This is a genomic window from Bacillus sp. 05T31, assembly GCF_056396725.1.
This window is the reverse complement of sequence record NZ_JBFTMA010000332.1, coordinates 1-4426: the sequence shown is the minus strand read 5'-3', so window position 1 is coordinate 4426 and position 4426 is coordinate 1. Positions and strand designations below refer to the sequence as shown.

The 4426-nt window shown below is 37.4% G+C and carries 4 protein-coding genes and 2 pseudogenes; 3 read left to right on the top strand and 3 right to left on the bottom strand.

From position 1 onward, the window contains the following. Positions 1–474, bottom strand: a 474-nt coding sequence (rpsD, locus tag AC1DJR_RS18450; protein WP_477003202.1) for a 30S ribosomal protein S4, incomplete at its 3' end; no start/stop codon positions are given. Positions 475–872: 398 nt separating this feature from the next. Here rpsD and megL point away from each other — a divergent pair. Beyond that, the gene (gene megL / locus AC1DJR_RS18445) at positions 873–2051 is read left to right on the top strand and encodes a methionine gamma-lyase (protein WP_044442168.1); all 1179 of its coding nucleotides are present in this window, start codon (positions 873–875) and stop codon (positions 2049–2051) included. Positions 2052–2112: 61 nt separating this feature from the next. Here megL and AC1DJR_RS18440 read toward each other — a convergent pair whose 3' ends face one another. Beyond that, positions 2113–2592: a GAF domain-containing protein gene (locus AC1DJR_RS18440; RefSeq protein ID WP_429688029.1), complete on the bottom strand. Its 480-nt coding sequence runs from the start codon at positions 2590–2592 to the stop codon at positions 2113–2115. A 147-nt stretch (positions 2593–2739) separates the two neighbouring features. On the opposite strand from AC1DJR_RS18440, the gene refZ reads away from it, so the two are divergent. Next, entirely contained in the window at positions 2740–3378 is a 639-nt protein-coding gene (gene refZ, locus AC1DJR_RS18435; protein ID WP_193645400.1) for a forespore capture DNA-binding protein RefZ, read from the top strand. A gap of 11 nt (positions 3379–3389) precedes the next feature. Here refZ and AC1DJR_RS18430 read toward each other — a convergent pair. Continuing rightward, a pseudogene (locus AC1DJR_RS18430) lies at positions 3390–3704 on the bottom strand (EamA family transporter); the annotation flags it as partial. Here AC1DJR_RS18430 and AC1DJR_RS18425 point away from each other — a divergent pair. Beyond that, positions 3693–4259: pseudogene (locus AC1DJR_RS18425) on the top strand (LysR family transcriptional regulator substrate-binding protein); the annotation flags it as partial. The pseudogenes AC1DJR_RS18430 and AC1DJR_RS18425 overlap by 12 nt on opposite strands. Between the last annotated feature and the right edge of the window lie 167 nt (positions 4260–4426).

Genomic DNA, 4426 nt, shown 5'->3' with positions numbered 1-4426 from the left:
GTTAACTTCGATCGCTTCTTTAACAACAACAAGGCTGTTAGATTTTTCGCGAACGCTGATAGTTTGGTTAGGTTTAACGCGGTAAGATGGGATATCTACGCGAGCGCCATCAACCATGATGTGACCGTGGTTTACTAATTGGCGAGCTGCACGACGAGTGCGAGCTAAGCCCATGCGGTAAACTAGGTTGTCAAGACGAGCTTCAAGAAGGATCATGAAGTTTTCGCCGTGCTTACCAGGCATTTTACCTGCTTGGTCAAATGTGCGACGGAATTGACGTTCAGTCATGCCGTACATGTGACGAAGTTTTTGTTTCTCTTGTAATTGTAAACCGTATTCTGAAAGTTTCTTACGTTGGTTAGGACCGTGAGGACCTGGTGCGTAAGGGCGTTTTTCTAATTCTTTTCCTGTGCCGCTTAGAGAGATTCCAAGACGACGAGACAGTTTCCATGCTGGACCTGTATAACGAGCCATAGTTGACTCCTCCTTTAAAAATGTTTTTATTTTCGTAAAATAAAAACAGACGTAATCGATATTTACGGGTATTTTGTTTTCATGTACCTTCGCTCCAGCAGCAGGGAGTTACGAGATACACCTCCGCAGAGGAACAAAATACAAACGATAAACTCACATTACAAGGCTGCCTTTTTATTTTACACAAACGCTATTATATCTTTTACTTACAGTTTCGTCAAGAGACTCCCTTTTTGTTTTATGCAGATAAATTTTGGAAATTAACAAGAAGGAATTTAAAACAATATAAAAGAAGAGATAGAAACAGAAGTGAAACGCTTACATAAAATGTAGTAAAGACGTTCATCAGATTTTTCCTGGTGGATATGTGGAAATAAAGACATAAGGGGGATGTTTTTATGAAAAAGAAACATATAGAGACAGCATTAATTCATCACGGATATGAATCAAATGAAAATAAAGGGAGTTTAACACCACCTTTATTTCAAACTTCTACATTTACGTTTGAGACAGCACAGCAAGGAGAAGCGAGTTTTGCGGGAGAAGATCCATCTTATATTTATTCAAGGCTTGGGAATCCAACTGTGAAATTATTTGAAGAACGTATGGCTGTTTTAGAAGATGGAGAGGAGGCGCTGGCGTTCGGTTCAGGTATGGCAGCCATTTCAGCAACTTTAATCGGTTTTCTAAAGGCTGGAGATCATATTATTTGTTCAAATGGATTATATGGATGTACGTACGGTTTTTTAGAAGTATTAGAAGAGAAATTTATGATTACTCATTCGTTTTGTGATATGGAGACAGAGACTGATATTGAAAATAAAATTCGTCCAAATACAAAGCTCATTTTCGTTGAAACACCGATAAATCCAACGATGAAATTAATTGATTTAGAAAAGGTGATCGGGGTAGCGAAGCGCAATGATTTGCTTGTTATTGTTGATAATACGTTTTGTTCACCTTATTTACAAAGACCTCTTGAACTTGGTTGTGACGCCGTCGTTCACAGTGCGACAAAATATATTGGTGGTCACGGGGATGTTGTAGCGGGTGTAACAATTTGTAGAACGAAAACGTTAGCTGATAAAATTCGTCCGATGCGAAAAGATATCGGCGGTATTATGGCGCCGTTTGACGCGTGGTTATTGTTACGCGGATTAAAAACATTAGCAGTAAGAATGGATCGTCATTGTGATAATGCRGAAAAAATTGTATCGTTTTTGAAAAATCATGAAGCAGTAGAAGGTGTTTGGTATCCGGAGGGAGAATTAGCATCCCGCCAAATGAAACGAGGCGGGGGCGTTATTTCTTTTTCAATTAAAGGCGGAAAAGAGGAAACACAGTCGTTTATCAATGACCTCCATTTTATTACAATTGCCGTAAGTTTAGGTGATACAGAAACGTTAATTCAGCATCCAGCGACGATGACGCATGCAGCTATTCCAGCTGAACTAAGAAAAGAAATGGGTATTTTCGATAATTTAATACGCCTATCTGTCGGCTTAGAATCATGGGAAGATATCGTTTCTGATTTAGAACAGGCACTAAAGAAGATATCTACTGTGAGTAATCAATAAAAAGAGTGAGCTATCGGTTTCGTACGTTACGTACGTAATCGATAGCTCACTCTTTTCTTTATTAAATATGTTTTAGGAGTGTTTCCACAAACTTTTCTAAATAGTGCTGATCTACTTCATCGAAACGATTTTTTTCAGGACTATCAACATCAAGCACACCGATGATATTTCCATCTTTCATAATCGGTACAACGATTTCAGAATTAGAGGCACTATCGCAAGCGATATGTCCTGGGAATTGGTGAACRTCYGCTACAAGTTGCGTTGTTTTYGTTTCAGCTGCWACGCCGCAAACACCRCGTCCGAACGGAATACGCACGCAAGCTGGCATCCCTTGGAATGGTCCAAGAACAAGTTGATTTCCTTCTGTTACATAAAAGCCAACCCAATTAACGCGATCTAAAAATTGATTTAATAGTGCGGACGCATTTGATAAGTTTGCGACTACGTTCGGTTCGCCAGTTAATAATGCATCCAGTTGTTTAATTACTGTCTCATATTGCTGCTCGCGAGATCCTGCATAACTTTCTTTTGTAAACATGGAAACAACTCCCTTTTTAGCGAGATATGTAAAACGATAGCAAAATACGATGTATTTCACATGACTTTGTCGATAGAAAATTAAAGGAATTTGTCCTAAAAGTCAAGAAATTTAAACTATAGCTGTTCATTGAGAGGAAGTGAGCGCATGAAGCAGACGAAACAAAAGGTAATTGATGCGGCAATATCGTTGTTTAATACGAAAGGTTATGACGGGACATCAGTGCGAGACATTGCAAAGCGAGCGGATGTGAATGTAGCGAATATTTCATATTATTTTGCTGGAAAGCAAGGGTTATTAGAACAGCTTATTACTGATTTTTTAGAAGGATATATTCACGTAATTGAAACGTCCTTTGAACAGAGAGAATATTTATCGGCTAAAGATGTGATGGTGCAAATGGTGCGCGGGATTTTACGATATCAATTTGATAATAGAGAACTGACACGTTTTTTTTATAGAGAGCTTTCGCTTGATACGACATTAATTCGTGAAGTGATGACCGTTTATTTTTCTAGAGAAAGGTATTATATAGAGCAAATCATTAAACAGGGGCAAATGAAACAAGAGTTTCAAAAGGTATCTTTTACAATGTTTATGACGCAATTAAAAGGCATGCTGAATATGCCGTTTTTATATCCGCAATATATATCGGAAGTACTACATTCTTTCCCATCCGAGACATTTTTCTTAGAAATGTACACGAAAGAAATTGAGCAATGGATGGAACGAACATTATATAAAGCGAGTATGTATTATGAACTGCCAAGAGCTGTTCATATGTGAAAAATCCCCACCTAACGAACTGAGGTGGGGATTTTTATATGTTGTTTTCTTTGCCATAAATTGTTGCATACTAGCGCAATAATTGTTAATGAGGCGCCGGCAATTTCTATGTTATCGACAGTATAACTTTGAAACATAGAACCGATAAGTGCAAGTACAGGAACTAAATTCATAAATAATATGCCGTTAATAGATGAAATATATCGATTTCCCGTATTCCAGCAAAATACAGTGATACATCCCGCAACAATCGACATATAAAAGAGTTCAAAACGAACGCTCATAACTGTATGTAGTGACGGTACAGAAATTATATTTGTGTAGGTATATTACCGAGTTTAGCGGCTCATTACATATCAAAGTGTAAAGACTTATTAGAGGATACATATGAAATAGAATGGAAAATTGAGCATATGAAAGTATTAATAGAGTTATTTAAAGAGTGAAAAATTGAAGCGATGTTCATCGATTCAGTAGTAGAAGGCGCTACATATATAAAAGAAATGCGGGAAGAAAAAATCGTTTGTGCTGTTTCAAATGATCRTCCGTATAGAGTGAAAAAGGTAATCCGAATGGAAGAGTTGCAAAATGAACAGCTAATTGTATACCCAGAAATATGTGATGTAAGGAAAATGATTATGAATGTGTTTCAATGTATGGGCGCGAAACCAATAATTGCGGTTGAAACATCTTATGCAGAACCGATGATTGCGATGGTAGGAGCTGGACTTGGTATAACATTGCTTCCGGAAACAGCTTTACAGTAAGCCGTAATGCAAGGTAACGTACGTGCGATTTCTGTAGAACCACCACTAATGCGAAAGATTTATTTCGTCTCTCATATGAAAGAGAGCTCGTTATCCTGCATTAACTGCCCGTAAAAGCCTTACCTTTATTGCATTCATTTGAGGACGGATAATGGAATAAGTGGAATATTAAGAAATATTACAATCACATGTAAAGAAACATGAAATTTTAAAAAAAACTAGGTCAAAAACACGTCATTACATGGTATGATTAGAACATTGTTAGTTGTTAAATATAGGGG

Coding starts and splice junctions, on each gene's coding strand:
- refZ (WP_193645400.1), top strand. CDS start 2,740: ATGAAGCAGACGAAACAAAAGGTAATTGATGCGGCAATATCGTTGTTT.